Source organism: Mailhella massiliensis (assembly GCF_900155525.1).
GTDB lineage: Bacteria > Desulfobacterota > Desulfovibrionia > Desulfovibrionales > Desulfovibrionaceae > Mailhella > Mailhella massiliensis.
This window is the reverse complement of sequence record NZ_LT706945.1, coordinates 73,591-91,909: the sequence shown is the minus strand read 5'-3', so window position 1 is coordinate 91,909 and position 18,319 is coordinate 73,591. Positions and strand designations below refer to the sequence as shown.

12 protein-coding genes are annotated in these 18,319 nt (G+C 54.6%); 2 read left to right on the top strand and 10 right to left on the bottom strand.

Features of this window, described 5'->3' with window-relative positions; all coding sequences use genetic code 11:
• Nucleotides 1-30: 30 nt before the first annotated feature.
• The 5 genes from CZ345_RS04920 to CZ345_RS04900 form a co-directional block, all read right to left on the bottom strand.
• A complete protein-coding gene (locus CZ345_RS04920; RefSeq protein WP_077072078.1) occupies nt 31-1,107 on the bottom strand; it encodes a TRAP transporter substrate-binding protein in 1,077 nt (358 codons plus the stop codon).
• A 168-nt stretch (nt 1,108-1,275) separates the two neighbouring features.
• Nucleotides 1,276-2,430 (bottom strand): iron-containing alcohol dehydrogenase, encoded by a 1,155-nt coding sequence (locus CZ345_RS04915; protein ID WP_077072077.1) that lies wholly within the window; start codon nt 2,428-2,430, stop codon nt 1,276-1,278.
• A gap of 445 nt (nt 2,431-2,875) precedes the next feature.
• Entirely contained in the window at nt 2,876-4,087 is a 1,212-nt protein-coding gene (locus CZ345_RS04910) for a DmpA family aminopeptidase (RefSeq protein WP_144277248.1), read from the bottom strand.
• A gap of 113 nt (nt 4,088-4,200) precedes the next feature.
• Nucleotides 4,201-6,042: a TRAP transporter large permease gene (locus CZ345_RS04905; protein ID WP_077072076.1), complete on the bottom strand. Its 1,842-nt coding sequence runs from the start codon at nt 6,040-6,042 to the stop codon at nt 4,201-4,203.
• A gap of 88 nt (nt 6,043-6,130) precedes the next feature.
• Nucleotides 6,131-7,129 (bottom strand): TRAP transporter substrate-binding protein, encoded by a 999-nt coding sequence (locus tag CZ345_RS04900; RefSeq protein WP_077072075.1) that lies wholly within the window; start codon nt 7,127-7,129, stop codon nt 6,131-6,133.
• Nucleotides 7,130-7,505: 376 nt separating this feature from the next.
• On the opposite strand from CZ345_RS04900, the gene CZ345_RS04895 reads away from it, so the two are divergent.
• Nucleotides 7,506-9,386 (top strand): sigma-54 interaction domain-containing protein, encoded by a 1,881-nt coding sequence (locus tag CZ345_RS04895; RefSeq protein WP_162274931.1) that lies wholly within the window; start codon nt 7,506-7,508, stop codon nt 9,384-9,386.
• A 47-nt stretch (nt 9,387-9,433) separates the two neighbouring features.
• On the opposite strand, the gene hpsH is transcribed toward CZ345_RS04895, so the two are convergent.
• The 4 genes from hpsH to hpsG form a co-directional block, all read right to left on the bottom strand.
• Complete coding sequence (gene hpsH / locus CZ345_RS04890; protein WP_077072073.1) at nt 9,434-10,345, bottom strand: (2S)-3-sulfopropanediol dehydratase activating enzyme; 912 nt, start codon at nt 10,343-10,345, stop codon at nt 9,434-9,436.
• A gap of 28 nt (nt 10,346-10,373) precedes the next feature.
• Entirely contained in the window at nt 10,374-11,732 is a 1,359-nt protein-coding gene (locus CZ345_RS04885; protein WP_077072072.1) for an MATE family efflux transporter, read from the bottom strand.
• Between the two features lie 201 nt (nt 11,733-11,933).
• The gene (locus CZ345_RS04880; RefSeq protein ID WP_077072071.1) at nt 11,934-12,761 is read right to left on the bottom strand and encodes an amidohydrolase family protein; all 828 of its coding nucleotides are present in this window, start codon (nt 12,759-12,761) and stop codon (nt 11,934-11,936) included.
• A 69-nt stretch (nt 12,762-12,830) separates the two neighbouring features.
• Nucleotides 12,831-15,332, bottom strand: coding sequence for a (2S)-3-sulfopropanediol dehydratase (gene hpsG / locus CZ345_RS04875; protein WP_338039504.1), 2,502 nt, complete (start codon nt 15,330-15,332; stop codon nt 12,831-12,833).
• Nucleotides 15,333-16,100: 768 nt separating this feature from the next.
• Here hpsG and CZ345_RS16520 point away from each other — a divergent pair.
• Entirely contained in the window at nt 16,101-16,592 is a 492-nt protein-coding gene (locus CZ345_RS16520; protein ID WP_144277247.1) for a hypothetical protein, read from the top strand.
• On the opposite strand, the gene CZ345_RS04865 is transcribed toward CZ345_RS16520, so the two are convergent.
• Nucleotides 16,552-18,282, bottom strand: a complete 1,731-nt coding sequence (locus CZ345_RS04865; RefSeq protein WP_077072069.1) for a phosphoenolpyruvate carboxykinase (ATP) — start codon at nt 18,280-18,282, stop codon at nt 16,552-16,554. The two genes, CZ345_RS16520 and CZ345_RS04865, sit on opposite strands and share 41 nt — an antisense overlap.
• Between the last annotated feature and the right edge of the window lie 37 nt (nt 18,283-18,319).

The following is an 18,319-nucleotide window of genomic DNA, read 5'->3' as shown; positions in this document are numbered from 1 at the left end:
AAACGGAGAGGGATGACAGCTCGACAGGTTTTACCTGGCGGCGTTTTCCTGCTTGATCTGAGCGGAAAGTTCCATAAGGCGCTTCAGCATCCTTTCCGCATCGGCTCTGGTACAGAATTCATTTTCCACCATACGGTCGGTCCATGCCTGATACAGAGGCGTCAGCTTTTCTCTCCAGCGGGCCTGTTCTTCTTCGGAAAGGGTATAGAAGGTCGCTCCAGCCTTTCTGAATACTTCGCGAGCCACGTCGTCCCCGTCGTCGAAAGGCTTGGAGATATGCCGGGCGAATTCCTCGCTCATGCAGTATTCTTCAAAGGATTTCTGAATTTCCGGGGGGAAGCTGTCCCACAGACTGCGGTTGATACCGAAAACACGAAGTTCGGACTGAAGACCGATGTCGGTGACATGATGCAGGAATTCCTGAGTTTTCACGGAAGGCGCGGCAATAAGGGCGAACAGCATTCCGTCGGCCTGATTGCGTGCCAGCGCCATATATACGTCAGGGAAGGGAACAATGATGGGATTGGCGCCGAGAGCCGTCACCATATCGGCGATGGGCTTGTTGATGGCGATGATGCGCAGCCCCTTCAGATCTTCAAGCGTACGGATGGGCTTGTTGATGGTACCGACTCTCAGCACGCCGCAGCCCTGATAGCCCAGCACCTTGAACTTGCTTTCCACTTCACGCTGAATTTCCGGGAATTCCTGATACATTCTCCAGCTCAGGACGCCGTTCGAAACGGCATCATCCACCAGCATGGGCAGACTGAACATATCGTGGAGAGGAAATTCGTTGAGGTTGCGGGTGGTGTTGGAAGCTCCGATATCCACTATGCCGCTGGCTGTGGAAGAAAAGATATCCCCTTCGGGGCAGATGGTATTGGGGTTGAAGTAGCGGATTTTCACCTGGCCGTTGGTGGCCTTTTTAATATCTTCGATCCAGGGTTTGATACCGTTGATCACGGCATAGTGGGTTTCAAAGATATTGCTCGTCATTCTCAGGTTATAGGTTTTGGCGACGGCTTCTCCAGCCCCCGTCACGCACGAAAATGCCAGAAGCAAGAGAGAGAGAGAGAGAGAGAGAGAGAGAGAGAGAGAACGTTTCATAAACACACTCCGTACTAAAAATAATGAAACATCATTTCCTCTGCAAAAACACAAAATGCTATTTTTCTCCTTTTACACCTCCCCATACATCACAGGTAAAATAAAACAACAGCATATTATTACATTATTAATACATGAGTTAATAAAAATTTACGAAATGGCTGACGATTACATGCAGAACATGTCACGCAGCAGAGGCATGACGTTGTCCATGGTCACGGGGACGGGGGACAGCGATGCCAGAGGCTCATGCACGACGGCGTCCGCCAGTTTCTGAAGCTCCTCCTCGTCGGCTCTTTTCAGGGAAAGCGGCGTCAGGCCGATACCTTCGCAGAAGCTCCTGTACGCCTTCGCCGTCATCAGTCCCGCTTCTTCCGCACTTTCATCGCCGCAGAAGGATACGCCAAGCAGCCTCCCTACACGCCGTACCTTTTCCGGACAGGCTTCCGCCACGAATCTGATCGTGGAAGGAAGAGAATACGCGCAGGCCTTGCCGTGCGGAATATGATAGCGCGCACCGATGACATGAGCTACGGAGTGCCCCACATGTGCCGAGGCGCAGGCCAGCATCCAGCCGCCGAGGCTCGCACAGGACAGCATTCTCCTTCTCGCCTCTCCGTCGGAACCGTTCTTCACTGCTCTGGGCAGACATTCAATGACCTCTTCCATGATTTTTTCGCAGACAAGGTCGGTTGCCACACAAGACAGAACGGACATGTACGCTTCACAGGCATGAGAAAACACGTCAAGCCCCGTCACCATGGTCAGAGAGGCGGGCATGCCTTCCGTCAGAGAAGCATCAAGCACGGCAAACTCGCTCATGCCCGCAACCGCAAGGATGGGAACTTTCACAGCATTTTTGATGTCGGAAATAATGAGCCCGTTGGAAAGCTCGCTCCCGGTCCCGGAAGTCGTGGGAACAGCAATAAGCCCGGGAGAAGGAATCATGGAACGGGACATGTCCGCATAGTCGAGAATCTTTCCTTCATTGAAACGAAGGATATTGATACCCTTGGCAGTATCTATCGAACTGCCGCCGCCTACGGCAATGACACAGTCACACCGTTCCGCACGGCAGATCTTTGCGCCATCGTCAATGATTTCGGAAGGTGGATCCGGCTGTACTTCAGCATAAAGCACGCAACCGAGTCCCTCTTTTTCAAGAATATGCTGAATACGGTCAGCAATACCAAGCTTCACTATCCCTTCGTCACAGACCAGAAACGCCTTATGAAAACCGGCATCCTTCATCAGTTCACCGATATGCTGGAGTGCTCCATACTTCTCCAAAACCTTCACATGCTGTGTAAGAGTAAAATTCATGTATTCCTCTTTCGGTTGGGGGACGGAATCTACGCCGTGCCGATACCTGGTGCAGACACGGACGGAGTCGATATCAACCAGCAAAGCAATTATTATGCCATAATTTTACCAAGCGTATAACCTGTAAAAATAACATACCTTCTCAAAAGTTCCGCCTGCGAATCGACGTTTTTCACAGGACAATCATGTCCTTATTCAGGTCATTACAGGCAAGCATGTACTGATTCAGGTCAAACCAAGACCGCTCCCAACTCATCATTCACAATCAGCAGGCAAGGTCACTTGCTCTCCTATGCGTAGACTCCATGAAAAAGAAAAACCGAAACCATCACCGGAACGTCCCTCCGTCTCTCCAGAAATGGCGCATGTCATAAAAAATAAAGGCGGGGTATGGCTCGCGATGTGCAGTCTTACCCCGCCGGTGGTTATCTTCCGTTATGCCGTTTTACATGCAATTGTACTTCTTCAAAATATCGCGCAACCGGTTAAGAGGTATGGCATGGGCGTAGCGTCCCTTGATCCCCTTCGTGGTGGTCGCCATGCACAGGGCGTTGATGATGGCCTCATGCGTAGCTTCCACGGTGGCGGTGAAAAGAGCATTCATCCGGGCATGGTTCAACGTCGTCACCTGGAACTGTCCGCTGGAATTATCGAGCCTGTTTCCCGTAGAGAAGGCAATGAAAATATCACCCGAACCGTCTGCAGCCGTACTGCCGGTAATACCGACACCGAGTCCTGCTCTGCGGGCGAGCCTTTTACACTGATCCGCCAGCAGCGGCGCATCGGTAGCAACGATGACGATGATGGAGCCGTCCCCTTGGTAAGGCCTGACCGGTTCTGTAGGATTATCCCGACCCGGCACTTCCGAAACGGGAATTTCCCGCCCCACGGGCGCTCCGGCAATGGTCAGCTCAGGACGGCGGCCATAATTGGCCTGTACCATGACACCTATGGTATAACCGCCTTCTTCCGGAGGAAGTACGCGGGAACTTGTACCTATGCCGCCCTTGAACTCATGACAGCACATTCCCGTTCCGCCGCCCACACAGCCTTCGGCAACAGGGCCGGAAGCCGCGTTGTCCAGCGCGGAAATCACATGTTCGGGTTTGACATGGAACCCGTTGATATCGGAAAGGAATCCGTCCCAGGTTTCGGCAACCACAGGAAGCATCCAGTCAAGGGCGCCGGGATACTTGCGGCAGTAATAATCAATGACGGTATCGCGCACCACGCCCACACTGTGCGTATTGGTCAGCATAATGGGGGAACCGAGCAGGCCGGATTCCTCCACCCACCAGGAACCTGTCATCTCACCGTTGCCGTTCAGGCTGTGCATACCGGCATAAAAAGGATGATTGATGATGTCGTCGCCGGGAATGACGGCGGAAACCCCGGTTCGCGCAATGCCGCTCACCGGCCCTTCTCCATCCTTGATGATGGTGGTATGCCCGACTCTGACCCCGGAGACGTCGGTAATGGCATTATACCTGCCGCACGGATAACGTCCGATGTTCAGCCCGAGTTCCCTTGCCCGCATACGTTTGCCTTCCGGTATGGAAGCGGCAGGGGAAGCTTCCGCCACACGACCGGACACGGCGGACAGTGCTCCCACGGCCGCAACGGCTGCGGAGCCTTTTATGAAGTCTCTGCGAATCATGACTTTCTCCTCATCGTTTCAGGTGAAGAACAGCATATGAAAACCACGCCGGAACAGAGCGGCCGTACGGAAAGCGGAGTCTGTTTTTCCGTACGGGCCGCCGTATGTTTCTGCTACATGTTGTGAGTCAGGAGCAGACTGATCTCGGGGAAAATAATGATGGCAATGAGAACGAGCAGAAGAACAAGAATCATGGGGAACACTTCTTTGCTCATGGCTCCCAGACTGCACCCGCTGACGCTGCTCGCCACAAACAGGTTGGGACCGACAGGCGGAGTGACGAAGGCTATGGCAAGGTTCATGGTCATGATGACGCCGAAGTGAATGGGATCCACGCCCAGCGACACCATGATGGGCACGAGAATGGGGGTAAGGATGACGGTGGCCGGAGCCGGTTCCATGAAGGTGCCGATGAACAGCAGGAAAAGGTTGATGATGATCAGCACCACCCACTTGTTTTCAGACAAGCCCAGCATGATGTGCGCCACCTGCTGGGGAATGGATTCGATGGCCACAACGAAACCGAAAATGCCGGCCATGGCCTGAAGCATGATGACCACGGCGCTCGTGACGCAGCAGTCCACCATGATGGAAACGAAGTTGGAACGATTGATGCCCTTATACACGAACACGCCGACAAGCAGCCCGTAGGCCGCGGCGATGGCCGCGGATTCCGTGGGCGTCATCACGCCGCCGTAGATACCGCCGAGGATGATGACGGGAACCATGAGGCCCCACTTGGCGTTATTGACGGCCTTCAGCAGCCGGGGAAGGCTGAACTTGCGGTCTTCCCCCTTCCAGCCGCGCTTTTTGCAATAAAAGTAGCTGTAGACCATGAGCGCGCCGCCCGTCAGAATACCGGGAAGGACACCCGCCATGAACAGCTTGCCGATGGACACTTTGGCCAGCACACCGTACACGATGAAGGGATTACTCGGCGGAATGAGAACGCCGATGATGCCCGCACAGGCCACGATGGTGGCGGAAAACACCTTTCCATACCCGCGCTCCACCATGGCGGGAATACTCATCATACCTATGGAGGCCACGGTAGCGGGACCGGAACCGCTGATGGCGGCAAAAAACATGCAGGTAAGAATCGTGGCGATGGCGATGCCGCCGTGCATACCGCCCACGACTTCGTCGGCAAGCTCAAAAAGCTGACGACTGATGCCCCCCACCCCCATCATGATGCCGGAGGCGATGAAGAAGAATATGGCCAGAAAGGGGAAGGAGTTGAGCGATGAATAGGCGGTCTGCGCCACGTTGCCCCACGGCAGATCGCCGGAACAGGCTATGGCTGCAAGGCCGGACAGAGCGAGACAGACGGCAATGGGAATACCGAGCAGAAGAAAGACAACCAGACTCACCATGAGCACGGCTATGGTGCTCACGTCCACTTTCAGCACCATGGGGGCAGCAAGTACGGCAAGCACGGCAATACCTATCAGCGAATCCTTCCAGCCGCACACGCGCATCTGCCGAACAAGATTCTGGATCAGACGCACCGCCATGAGTCCGAAGCTGACGGGCAGAGAAAGATAGCACACATAATAGGGCAGACGCAGAGCCGTTGTAAGCTGCGGAAAACGCATCTGCATGGAAATGGTCTGACAGGAAAGAATGATGATCACCACGGCAAGCACAAGAAATGCGCCCTCGTTGATGATCCAGAAAATGTTCTGTCCCCTTTCGCCGAAACGGCTTACCAGAGCCGTCACGGAAAGATTGTCGCGCTTCTTGATCGCAATGGGAACGGCCAGATAGGAACACCAGATAAAGCACATGAGGGACAGTTCTTCAGCCCAGGCGGTATTGCCCTCCATACCGAAGACGTCGGAAAAGATATAACGGAACAGCACCTGCCAGGTGATGAGGATGATGGAAGTCAGCAGCCCCAGAACAAGGAAGGGTTTTTCAAAATTTTCATCCAGCCAGTGAAGAAAAGCGCGCATGGAGACCTCGCTGCAAAAGAACGTAAAAGCAGAACGTCGCAAAAAGGACGGCAGGCTTGCTCCCCCGCCGTCCAGCTGAAAAACGTTGTTACTTCTGAGTTGCCGTCAGCAGGGAATAGAATTCGGCGTCGATGTCCGGCACAAACCTGTCGTACACGGGCTTCACCGCCTCAAGGAAGGTGGCCCTGACATCTTCGGGGAACGCATAGACCGTCATCTTGTTCTGTTCACCGTACTTCAGACCGTCGGCATCCATCCTGTCCACCAGATCCTGGCCGAAGGAACAGGCTTCCACGGCGGCCTTCTTCAAAGCGGCCTGTACGTCGGAGGGAAGGGAATCCCAGTAGGATTTGCTGATGAGCCCCACCATGCTGGTATAGCTGTGGGAAGTCGGAAGAGCGTAATGCAGCACATCGCCGCGGCGGGACGTGTAATAGTCGGCGAAGCTGAGAAGTTCGCCGTCAATGGTTCCCTGCTGAAGTGCGGTGTATATTTCCGCAAAGCCCATGGGGGCGGGAATCATCTTCAACGTTTCCGCCAGCATGTTGTCGACAGGGGAAGCCGTCGTGCGCATCTTGATTCCCTTGAGAGAAGCGAGGTCGGGAATGGCGCGCTTGTTCGTCATATAATGGCGGTTGGGGCAGTCGGCATATACCAGAGCCATGAGGTTGACCTTGGCCAGCTGTTCATTCATGTACTGACCGAGTTTGCCTTCATTGAGCTCTTTGTACAGGGCTTCTTTTTTCGCGGGATCAATGATGAAGGGCAGATCGAATGCCATGGCGGAAGGCCAGAAGATTCCGAGATTGGAAGTACCGCAACCGCCCATCTGAAGGTCGCCGCGCTGGGTTGATTCCGTGACTTCGCGGTCACCGCCAAGCACGGCGTTCTCATAAAGTTTTACGGCAACTCTGCCGTCGGAATAGGAGGAAGCAAGTTCACCGAATTTTCTGAATGTCTGGGAGTACACGGCATCGGGAGCGCCGTCGTGTGCGAAGCGGATATTATACTCAGCAGCATACGCAGAGGAAGTCCCCACACCCAGCATCAGGGCCAGGAGAGAAATAGAAAGAAAGAATTTTGCCATGCTCGAACCTCTTCTGTTAAACATGTTCCTTTTCTGCGGCCCGTTATGGGCCCAACCATGTTGTCGGACAAGCAATAATTATGCCAAAAATCACATATTCTACAACCTTCTAAAATAACTTGTTTTTATTATACAGCACATAAAAATGTCCTTTTTGCGATCAGGACATGAATATCCTGATTCAGGACATAATAACTTGACAATGTCCTGATTTAGGTCACAACAAAATATCCTCTTCATGCTGCTCATCACGCCATGCAGACCTCCTGCCGCTTCCTGAAGAAAGAGCCTTTCCACGGATTTTCCGCGTAAGGGAGAAAACAGAGTCAGACTGATGGAATGCGTCCAGCTGGTCGGAAAAAACAAAGGAGTTTCCATGAGGTATCGAAACGACACAGCTGCCACAGAAAAACAGGGTTCCCGAGAAGAGGACATCCATATCCCGACGCAGGCCCGGCTCGAAACATGGAAGCGCAACTTTGCTGCCGGAGCCGACGGACTCACCCGATGCCGGACGCTGCCTTTAAGCAGACTGCAGGAAACACTTCAGGCGAATCACGAACTTGTTCATGCTGCTGTCCCTGTCATGAAGGAATACGAAGAATGCTTCATGAAGGAACACGGAATCCTGATTCTGCTCACGCTCGACGGCACGCTTCTGCACGGCGCGGGAGCGGTGGAGCTGACGCAGAGCAGGGCCTTTCAACCCGGTACTCTCATGGAAGAATGCAGAGAAGAGGACGGCCTCCGCCACTGGGGCTGCTGCATAGAACCTCTTCAGGGCGGGAAGAACCGGATCATCGGATTTCTCGGCCTGATTCTGCCCCGCGAAGCCTTTCATGACGCTACCGCCGCCCTGATCCGCTCTCTTGCCGCCAACATCCACAATCATCACCATCTTCACGATCTTTTAAGCGACCAGTCCACGGTTCTAGAGCTGCTGACCGACGGCATCGTCATTCTTGACAGACAGGGAGGCATCAAGGCTGCCAATGCCAACGCCCGCCGCATACTGGGTATTCCGGGAGAGGAAAGCATCACCCTGGGGCCGATTTCCTCCTTTGTGCAGGACGGCGAGCCTTTCATGCAGATTCTACGGCGCAAGCGCAACGTCATGGATGAGGAAGTGACGCTGCGCGTGGGCAACTCGCAGAACCGCTATATTCTCTCCGCGTCCTTCATTCCCGAAGACAAGGGTGTCGTCTGTACTCTGGCCGAGACTGCCAGAATGCAGAAATTCGCCGTGCGTACAGCGGGGTCCAAAGCCATTTACCGTTTTTCCGACATACTCGGCGAATCGGATATCATCGTCAACGCCGTGCAGCTGGCCAAGGTAGCTGCACAAAGCGATATCACAACCCTCCTGCTGGGAGAAAGCGGTACGGGCAAGGAATTGTTCGCCCATGCCATACATAACGGCAGCTCCCGAAGAAACGGTCCCTTTGTAGTAGTGAACTGCGGAGCTCTGCCACGCGACCTGGTACAGTCTGAGCTGTTCGGTTATGAGGCCGGAGCCTTTACAGGGGCGGCAAAAAACGGCAAACCCGGGAAATTCGAACTCGCGGACGGCGGCACCATCTTTCTGGATGAAATCGGAGAAATGCCCATGGAGGCACAAACCAACCTTTTGCGCCTCATTCAGAACAAGGAAGTCAGCCGTGTGGGAGGAACGACGACCAAAAGTGTGGATGTACGCATCGTCGCCGCCACCAACAGAAATCTGAGCGAGGCCGTGGCCGGAGGCACCTTCCGTTCCGACCTCTTCTACCGGCTCAGCGTGCTCGTCATCAATATTCCGGCTCTGCGAAACCGATCCACCGACATCATTCTGCTGGCCGAACATTTTCTGCACAAATATGCCTCGGCTCTGAACCGCCCCATCGCAGGCTTCAGCACAAAGGCGCTTCAGGTTATGCAGCAGTACTCCTGGCCCGGCAATATACGGGAACTGGAAAACATCATAGAGCGGGCGGTGAACCTGGCAAAGGGAACGCACATTACAGATGCTGATCTGCCGGACTTTCTCCCCCACCGGCAGGATACTCCCCAGCCTGCGACGCCGGCAGTTCCCCCCAGCGAATACACGGGAAGCAACCTCTACCAGCGTGAATATCAGACCATTGTGGACACCCTCACCCACTGCAACGGCAACATACGTCTGACGGCACAGGAACTCGGTATTGCACGCAGCGCTCTGTACGGCAAGCTGACGCGCTTCGGTATAGACTATACGAAATTCCGGCATAAATACCGCTGAGCCTTTTTTCGCAGAGCCTCCGTGAAGGCTCTGCGAAAAAAGAAACCTCAGCGGGAAAAAGCCGCCAGCTTTTCCCTCAACGCTTTCATGAACACTTCATCCGCCTTGACGTCTCCCATAAGCCAGGGGCGGCCGATATATCCATACTTGGGCATTCCCAGCCGGTGATAGGTCAGCACCTCATACCTCACGTTGGGACGATCCGGCAGCATACGGCGTATGGCCATGATCTCTTCCTCCGTATCGTTGAATCCCGGAATGACCGGTGTACGGACAAGCACGGGAAGATCGGGGAAATGCGTCAATACATGATCAAGATTCTTGAGAATCTGCACATTGCTCTGCCCCGTGTACTCCTTATGTTTGGCAGCATCGAGGCTCTTCACGTCCATGATGAGCGAATCCAGCATTCTGCAGGCCAGATCCAGGTCTTCCGTAGCACACTGCCCACAGGTTTCGATGGTCGTATGCAGACGGGCCCGCTTCGCCTCTCGCAGAAGCGAGTGGGTGAAGTCGGGCTGAGCGAGGGGCTCGCCGCCGGAAACGGTAAGCCCTCCGCCGGAGCGGGTATAGAACACATCGTCTTCCTCCACTCTCTTCATGATGTCGGCAACGGTCCGTTCCTCCCCGTACCAGGACTGCGCTCCCGTAGGACACTGCCGCACACAGTCGCCGCAGTCCGTACATTTAAGACGGTCGTAACGGATAAGTCCATCGTCCGTCAGTGTCAGCCCTCCCGTCGTGCAGGTGCGGACACAGCGCCCGCACACCGAAGCGGTCAGACAACGATTGGGGTTGAAGGCACGCTCCGGCGTGATGTGTTGAGACTCGGGGTTGCTGCACCAGCGACAGCGAAGCGGACATCCCTTGAGAAAGACCACCGTGCGGATTCCGTCCCCGTCATGGACACTGAATCTCTGCACATTGAAAACCATGCCCTTGCGGTCTCTGTCCTGCATAAACCTCTCCTTTGAAACACGCCCGGTCTCAGACTGCCGCAGAGGGCCTGGGCGTGAGTTTTTTCCTTACATAGTAAACGAAGTACACGGTACTGGCGACGGAAGCCAGAATATCGCTCACGGGCTCGGCGGCGACGACGGCGAACACCTTGTCCTCGGCAAAGCCCGGAAGAATATAAATGAGCGGAATGAGCAGTATGCCCTTACGGAAAAAGGCAAAGAACAGGGAAAGCTTGCCGTCTCCCAGTGCGTTGTAGCTGTCCTGACTGACGATGGTCATTCCAAGGAAAAAGCAGCCGCAAATATACAGACGGAGCATGGGCGCAGCCTGTTCGACAAGAGCCTGATCCTGCGTGAACAGACTGACCACAAAACGCGGAAACGACACCAGAAGGCAGGTGCATACCAGCGAATACAAAAGCGTGGCCTTGCCCGCGAGCCAGATGGTCTCCTTTACACGACCGTAGTCGCCCGCTCCGTAGTTGAAACTGACGATGGGCTGCGCGCCCTGATAGATGCCGATCATCGGCAGAAGGACAAGCTGAAATATCGAAGCCAGTATGGCCATGGCGCCCACGGCCATGTCGCCGCCGAAATATGCAAGCTGCTTGTTGAAGCTGAGCAGCAGTATGCCCTCCGTGGAAATCATGAATGCCGGCGAAGAGCCCAGCACCACAATACGCCGTACAAGATCCCAGCAGGGCGGCATGAATCGGGCACGGATATGAAGCAGGGCCAGCGGCCCCCTGTAAAAACGCATGACCCACAGAAAAGATACGAACTGAGCTATGACCGTGGCTATGGCCGCGCCGCGGATACCCATATCCAGGCCGAAAATAAATATGGGATCCAGAATGATGTTGACGACTCCGCCGATAAGGGGCGTCATCATGCCGATTTTCGTGAAGCCCTGCGTGTTGATGAAGTAGTTCAACCCGAGACTCACCTGGAAAAAAAATGTGCCCAGGCTGTAGATACGCAGGTAATCCTCAGCATAGGGAAGCGTTGCAGCACTTGCCCCGAAAAGCAGAAGCAGCGGTTCACAGAAAATCTGTATGCCGAGCATGATCAGCCCGGAGGAGAGAAGAAGCAGAAAAAGGCTGTTGGACAGAATGTGATCCGCCCTGTCCTGATCCTGCGCGCCCATACTGATTCCGCTGAGCGGAGCTCCCCCTCTGCCGAACAGACTGGCCACCGCCATCATGATGGTCACGATGGGCATACACACGCCTATGGCCGTCATGGCAACGGCGCCGTCGTCCATGTGCCCGATATAGACGCGATCCACCAGATTATAGCACAGGGTGATCAGCTGGGCCAGCATGGCGGGAACGGCCAGGGAAAGCAGAAGGCCGGGAATTTTGCCGACAGCCAGCTTGTTTTCCATCGGAACACTCCTTGAAATAAGCGTAAAATACCGGGGAGAGCTGAAGAGGCGTTCCCCGAACGCCTTCCGCTCTCCCCGGTGGGAAATGAAATTCAGGGGAGCCTTGCAGGACGAGGCCGAACCGCGCCTCCTTCCGAAGCGTTCTTCCTCATCGCAGAAGCGTCTTCAGCCTGCGGCTCCGCCTGAACTCCGTACTGAACTTCAGATGTTCAGGAACTTCTTGGCATTGCCGTACATCACCTTTTCCAGAACATCCTTGTCGAAGCCGAGGGAGGTCGTCACTTCCAGCGCTTCGCTCAGATGTGTGAAGGGATGGGCGCTTCCGAAGAAAATCTTGTCGGACAGACGCTTGTTGATGACGGGAACATAGAAGTCCATCCACATGTTCATGGTGACGTCGGAAATATCCATGTACACGTTTTCGTTGCGGAACACCGTGGCAAGCGCTTCCTGCGGATAGTTCCAGGCGGCGTGGCTCATGACGATGCGCAGTTCGGGGAAGTCCGAAGCGACATGATCGACAAGCACGGGGCTGGTGTTTTTCATGGGCACGCGCGGCATGGGGGCAGGGCCGGTAGTCATGATAACCGGAACATTCAGTTCACAGCATACGGTGTAAAGGGGATAGAAACGGGCATCGTCCAAGGGCAGGCGACAGATGTCGGCATCAATGGATGCTCCGACGAAACCGTCTTCAAGCACCGCCTTCTTAAAGGCGTTGATACCGGCCATGCCCTTGTAGGGATCGAAACCGTAAAAACCGATCACGTCCTGAGGGAAGGCCTTCATGGCTTCAAGCACACCGGGGTTGGACGAGGCAGCACGAGATACGGTTTCACAGTCGCGGCCGTTCATGACGAATTTTTCCCCGCCAAGGCTGTGGAACAGGTTGATTTCTTCTTCAAGTGTGGGGGCGGGTCCGCTGCCGAATCCGGTTTCCGCGACAAAGCCGCTGAACGCAGGGTTGTTCACGATGGAGTCGATAACGGCCTTGACACAGGGACGAAAACGAAAATCAATGAATTTCATGGAGATTCCCACAAATATGCGGGAACGGTCTTCCCGGAACGGGTCAGGAAGACCGTTCCCTGCATGAGGTTAAACCGACTGCTGTTCCGTGCGGTCGATGAGATCGTTCTGCAGGTCCGTGTTCAGGTCCACGAAGTAGGCGCTGTAGCCGGCGATACGGACTACAAGGTTGCGATACTTGTGCGGATCCTTCTGCGCGGCAAGCATGGTCTCACGGTTGATGACGTTGATCTGCAGATGCCAGACACGCAGGTCGATGAAGCTGCGGAACAGGTCGACCAGCTTCTGCGTGCCCTCGTCGCCTTCCACGGTCTTGGGGGCGATCTTCATATTGAGCAGACGGCAGGCGCGGTTGGGTGCATTCCAGTTGGTGCTCTTGTACTGGGAAAGGAGTACCGCCGTCGGGCCGTTCACGTCCGAACCGTGCGAGGGAGAGCTGCCGTCGGAAAGCGGCGTCCAGGCTTTGCGGCCGTTGGGCATGGCGCTGACGAACTTGCCGTGGGGCACGTTTGCCGTTACGGAAGTGGTACGGATTTCAATGGGCTGTACGCCGTACTGCTTGGCGTAGTATCCAGTGAAGTCCAGGGCGCTTTTTTCCACCTGCTTGTACAGATTATCCGCGTAGTCGTCGCCGTTGCCGAAACGCGGCGCACGCTGCAGCATGGCCTGAAGCGCTTCCTTGCCCTCAAAGTTGCAATCCAGAGCTTCCAGAAGTTCCTGCATGGTGATGACGCCTTCCTCATAGACCAGCTTCTTGATGACGGAAAGCGAGTCCACCAGAGTGCCGAAGCCGATGGCGTCGAAGAAAGCGAGATCCAGCGCGCCCTCGGGAGCCTGGTCGCTGTTCAGATCCACGCAGGATTCCACACACAGGTTGTGCAGACCGGAGGCCAGAGGACTGGCGAAGTACTTGGCGCGGGTATGATGAATGGTGTCCTGCAGTACAAATGCCGTGGTGATAAGGTTGTTCTGCTGCGCCACATAGGCATTCCAGAACTCTTCCCAGGTCTTGAAGGTGCATGGATCGCCGGTTTCGAAAGTGAACAGCTCGTCGCCGAACTTCTTCAGGCGACCGTTGCGCAACGTCAGTTCCAGCGCTGCGCAGAGGTTCACCTGCGTGCCGGGGCTCATGTAGCTTTCGCGGTTGATCAGACGGGTCTCGTTGCAGCCGCTCACCACATAGTCGTACACTTCGCTGACGGGAGCTCCCTTGGCCAGCATACGGGGAATGAGCTCCTCGTCGTTGACCAGCTTGGGATAGCCCTGCCCCTGCTTGATGGTTTCCGCGATATCCCAGAGATAACGCTTGGGCGAGCGGGTATGCACGCGCACGGCCAGGTCGGGATAATGGGTGGGAAATTCGCGCTTGGAGCGCAGCAGAAGATACGTCAGCTCGTTGGTGGCATCCTGTCCGTCCGGAGTCTGGCCGCCGATGGTCACGGCTTCCCAGTGCGCAAAACCGGCCTGGGTGTCCATAACGCCGGGAGAAAGGGGCAGTTCGATGAACTGCGCCATCTGGCACCACATGCAGCCGAGGATTTCCAAGGCCTTCTTTTCCGTCAGAATGCCGGATTCCATGTCGTGGCGATAGTACGAAATGAGCTGCTGGTCCATGCGGCCGTTGGAAATAATGCAGCCGGTGCGCTGTTCCAGGCGGGAGAAGGCCTGCGCGAACCAGTGTGCCTGCACGGCTTCATGGAAGGTGCGGGCAGGATTTTCCGGTACCCAGTCGCAACGTTCGGAAATTTCCAGAAGTTCCTGACGGCGTACGGGATCCTTTTCCACAGCCGCCTTTTCGCGGGCCAGTTCGGCATGACGATGCGCCCACAGCACCACGGCGTCGCAGGTCAGCATCACCGCTTCCAGGAAGGGAATGCGGTTCACGATGTTGTAGGGATCCTTCTGATCCAAAGCCTCAAGGCGACGTCTGGCGTTTTCCTTCACCCCCTTGAAACCGAGCTTCAGCACCTTGTCGAAGTCCAGTACCCACTGCAGGCTGGAACGGAGCGAAGAAGATTCCGCCACCACATAACGGGGCTGGAGTCCTTCCTGATCGCCGTAGGCCATGTGCTTGCAGCGTTCGGGCATCTTCTTGAACAGTTCGTGATGATAGGTCTTGCCGTTCCAGTAGGCGCCGATTTCATCGACGATGACCTTGATATCCTCATCCATGACGCGGATGGGGGGATTTTCGCGGGTGGCGAAATCGTCCAGAACGCTCTTGTAAAAATCGCCGTCGAGTTCGGGGTACAGAATACCGTATCGGCAGTGATCACGACCGAGACGCCCCACGATGAGCTGGGTATCTTCAATGTAGACAGGCATCTTCCGGGCAACATTCATCAGAGCCTTCGCCCAGCGAAGAGTCAGATGCTGTCCCTCGGTTTCCCGCATGGATTCCGTGAAATACCTTGCGCGTTCCACGTCGATGACGGGGGGAGTGCAGTCAAACGATTCAAGCATGTCAATGACGCGGGGCTGCTCGGCACGGAACGGACTGGGCTTACCCTTTGCGGCATCCTCTATCCATTGCTCCTGCGGAGTACAGCAACAACAACCCATATCGAGCATAAGAGAACTCCTCATAAAAAAAGGTTCACGTTTTACCTCCTTCTTTTCATAAACCGTGCCAAAAACGATTTATTTTTGTAACTATGTGAAATAAATTATATTTTTTATTCATGTTTTAAAAAAAAGAAAAAAATATGTCCGTGATAAGAACATACATGTTCTTATCACGGACATATTCATGTCCCTTTTTCAGACAGCAAAAACTCAACTTCAGTTAAAGAAGATTACACACATAACATGAGGTTACGCAATTCATTTCCTGCTTTCGGTAAACGGCAGCGTCACATGAAACGGACCGATTCAGAATCAGAAAAAACTTTTCGACTTCTCCAGCATGACCAGCAAGCGATATAAAAGCCTCGATTTCTGCGAGGGCACAGGAGGACAGTTTTAAACAGGCATCTATTTTTGATGACTTATCTTGATACAAGATAACATCTTGAAATCAAAACGCATGTCAGACAAAATAGTTTTTTATTTCAAATAATTATATAATTTTCATTATGACGCGCCATGTGCATTTTCTCCTACGATCATGTCGCTCTCTGAAAGGAAAACTGTCGTCGTTCTCCCTGTACGAGGTTGGCCAGACAACAGATCTCCCTCAGTCTCCTCTCACCGTTCCGCAGGATGCAGGACAACTCAAGAGTGTCCGCACGCTGTCAAAAAACAGATACGGCTGAAGCGCAATCATCTTCTGCGCCCCTCAGGCGCAGAGCTGTCCTGCTGAGGACGTTCAAGGTCCGTTTCTGACAGGTCGATCCGTATATGCCCATTGATGACCGGCGATTAAGCATGGAGTATCGCCTCCTGCAGAAATACATGGATATTACGCCCCAGCCAAGGCCGTTGTCCACTGAATCGGTGACGGGTATGGAGAAAAAACGGACCTGTCTGAACACATCCCTTGAAAACTCAGCAAGCTCGCAAAATGCCGCGCTTCGCGGGGGCCGCTGGGCCGAAAAGATGTTTTTCAGCACGCCGTTCCCCTCTGGGCAGGCTCTTCCGTACAGCATCCCGCATCCTCAGAGTTTCCGCATATCGTTTTCCCCGTTCATGGAAATAAACGATCCGCCGGGCAGCGATGTACCGCACCGCCCTCCGTTTTCTCTCCTGCACATTTACCTGCCCGAACTTCAAAAAGGTCCGTCTTCCGCCCGGACAAGGCGGAAGGCAGACCTTTTCCCACAGAGCTGTTTCGGCAACGGCTCAGAAAGAATTATGCGTTCACCTTCATGGACTGTACAAGTTCTTCCATAAGGTCAGGGTATTCCCGGATATCGCTGTCCATGATGAAATTACGCCGCTGCTGGAACCTTTTTTTCAGCGTACTGATGAAATCCGCCTTATTCGGAACCGTACGCGGATTGTATCTGTCGTAATATCCGGGGAGAATCTTCTCTATGGAAGCACGCGTGGGAATGCGGGCCCCTTCCACCAGCTCCCAGTCTTCCCACTCCAGCGTCCCCTCAAGAACGGCCGTCTGAAGCGTAAGGGAAACATTCAGCGGCACGGTTTTCAGGGTATTGTCGGAGCCGTTCCACATGCCGCCCCCGCCGCCCGACCATATATAGCAGTCGCACCCGGAACGGAATATCTCGATATAGCCCAGACAGTCCTTCGCCAGCGGGTAGACTCTGAACGGATTGGCAAAAGGCACGAAAATCAGCTTCTCCATATCTTCCGCACTGACGTTTTCCGCACTGCTGCGCTTGGTCATGAGCGTGGCGCCCATGGCCACGGCCAGAGCGGGAGACGTCAGACGTACCAGAGGCGGCAGAGTGGAATCCTTCATCAGCCAGCCTATGACATTCGGAAAACCGATTCTGTCCGTGGTCTTCCCCAGCAGATCACGACTGAACAGGGCGCGCCCGTTATTGTTGCGTATATCCTGCCCCACAGGAATGATCCTGCCCTTATAATCAATCACCAGCATATTCTGAGTGGTGATGCAGTACTTCCAGTCCTGATGCTTCTCGTCCCGGCTGTCCGTTTTGTCGTAAAGAGCCGGTTCCCACACATAGCTCCGCCGGTTTCTGCAATCGATCTGAAAGGCGTCATCATGGGCGATGCGGCACACGGCCTCCCGGGGGAGGGTTCCGCCGTTATCCATCGTATTGATGTGCGATGACTTTCCAGACCCGGACAATCCATAAAATGCAATAATCTGCTTTCCGCGCTGCTCCAGCCCCGGCACCTGCGTAAAATCGACTTCCTTGATGCCTGCATGTGCGGCCACCATGCCCATACGCATACCTGCGGTCCATGCCATGGTGAGGGTTCCCTTCTTGCGCTCGCCGAAGTAACGCATCCCGAGATTGAAAATGGTCATATGCTCTTCATCAACGGCCACACACCCCTTGCTCCAGCGCTTTTCCTCGGACTTCCAGCCGGGGAAGGAAACGAAAAGAATATCCTGAACCGGCAGTTCCGCGCTTTTCTCATACTCCGGCACGGATGCGAGAGGGGTAAAATTGGCATACCAGTGAAAAATATTGGAAATATCGCTTTCCGGTGCAATCATGCGCGCCTTGAGCATCAGATGGGCATCCAGACCGATGACGGCTTCCGCATAGACCAGCCTGTTTCCTTCCTGCATCTGATACACGGCTTCGCGGAGCATCTCCTCCAGGGCAAGTTTTTCATCCGAAGCGAGACGGTTATAGAAAATACGGGCCTCCGCGCTGCGCCCGACGGTTTTGCCGCAGTTGTCGTTGAACACTCTGGCATCGGGAGGCAACCCCAGACGCCTGACCGTGCTTTCATCCATGGGCAGATCCGTCACCGTCACCCAGGGAAGCCGGCAGGACATTTCGTAGGCTTCCGCCGGAGAAACATAACGGAGGCCGTTTCCATGATTGCGGTTGTTGAACAGGGACTCGGCAATGGCCCGAAGGCGGGACATCTCACTCAGTTTACTGTAATACTTCCAAGACGGCTGACTCGCCATACACATTCCCGTACCTTCTTCATACTCCAGTCGAAGC

Excerpts from the sequence above, each read along its gene's own strand:
- CZ345_RS04920 (WP_077072078.1), bottom strand. The coding sequence starts at position 1,107 with ATGAAACGTTCTCTCTCTCTCTCTCTCTCTCTCTCTCTCTCTCTCTTG.
- CZ345_RS04915 (WP_077072077.1), bottom strand. The coding sequence starts at position 2,430 with ATGAATTTTACTCTTACACAGCATGTGAAGGTTTTGGAGAAGTATGGA.
- CZ345_RS04910 (WP_144277248.1), bottom strand. The coding sequence starts at position 4,087 with ATGATTCGCAGAGACTTCATAAAAGGCTCCGCAGCCGTTGCGGCCGTG.
- CZ345_RS04905 (WP_077072076.1), bottom strand. The coding sequence starts at position 6,042 with ATGCGCGCTTTTCTTCACTGGCTGGATGAAAATTTTGAAAAACCCTTC.
- CZ345_RS04900 (WP_077072075.1), bottom strand. The coding sequence starts at position 7,129 with ATGGCAAAATTCTTTCTTTCTATTTCTCTCCTGGCCCTGATGCTGGGT.
- CZ345_RS04895 (WP_162274931.1), top strand. The coding sequence starts at position 7,506 with ATGAGGTATCGAAACGACACAGCTGCCACAGAAAAACAGGGTTCCCGA.
- hpsH (WP_077072073.1), bottom strand. The coding sequence starts at position 10,345 with ATGCAGGACAGAGACCGCAAGGGCATGGTTTTCAATGTGCAGAGATTC.
- CZ345_RS04885 (WP_077072072.1), bottom strand. The coding sequence starts at position 11,732 with ATGGAAAACAAGCTGGCTGTCGGCAAAATTCCCGGCCTTCTGCTTTCC.
- CZ345_RS04880 (WP_077072071.1), bottom strand. The coding sequence starts at position 12,761 with ATGAAATTCATTGATTTTCGTTTTCGTCCCTGTGTCAAGGCCGTTATC.
- hpsG (WP_338039504.1), bottom strand. The coding sequence starts at position 15,332 with ATGCTCGATATGGGTTGTTGTTGCTGTACTCCGCAGGAGCAATGGATA.
- CZ345_RS16520 (WP_144277247.1), top strand. The coding sequence starts at position 16,101 with ATGCCCATTGATGACCGGCGATTAAGCATGGAGTATCGCCTCCTGCAG.
- CZ345_RS04865 (WP_077072069.1), bottom strand. The coding sequence starts at position 18,282 with ATGGCGAGTCAGCCGTCTTGGAAGTATTACAGTAAACTGAGTGAGATG.